This is a genomic window from Massilia genomosp. 1 (assembly GCF_011682185.1).
In the GTDB taxonomy this organism is placed as follows: domain Bacteria; phylum Pseudomonadota; class Gammaproteobacteria; order Burkholderiales; family Burkholderiaceae_D; genus Telluria_A; species Telluria_A rubra.
On the sequence record NZ_WHJF01000389.1, the window covers coordinates 1 to 489 of the forward strand.

General features: G+C 56.4%; 1 protein-coding gene. It reads left to right on the top strand.

The features are described 5' to 3' along the window. Positions 1-17: 17 nt before the first annotated feature. Positions 18-489, top strand: a 472-nt coding sequence (locus F1735_RS34235) for an RHS repeat-associated core domain-containing protein (protein WP_308628304.1), incomplete at its 3' end; no start/stop codon positions are given.

The window sequence follows — 489 nt, forward strand, 5'->3', positions numbered from 1 at the left end:
ACAACGAGGCAGGGCAGATGGTGGGCGAGTACAACAGCGCCGGGACGCCGATACAGGAAACCATTTATTTGGAGGGGATGCCGGTCGCCATGGTTAAACCGCGTGCCAGCGGTGCAGAAGAAAATGCATACTACGTCTATGCGGACCACCTAGCGACAGCGCGGGTCATCACGCGCGCCAGCGACAACAAGATGGTGTGGCGCTGGGACGGTGCAGATCCCTTCGGCGAAGCCCCTCCTGATGAAAACCCGAATCGCCTGGGAAATTTCACCTACAACCCGCGTTTCCCCGGACAATATTATGATAGGGAAACGAATCTCCATTACAACTATTATCGCGACTACGATCCGCAAACCGGGCGGTATGTGCAGAGCGATCCGATCGGGCTTGGCGGCGGGATCAATACGTACGGCTATGTCGGGGGAAATCCACTGACGTTCATTGATCCCTTTGGATTGGATTCGACCTGTATGGCCGCGTGCAAAGCGG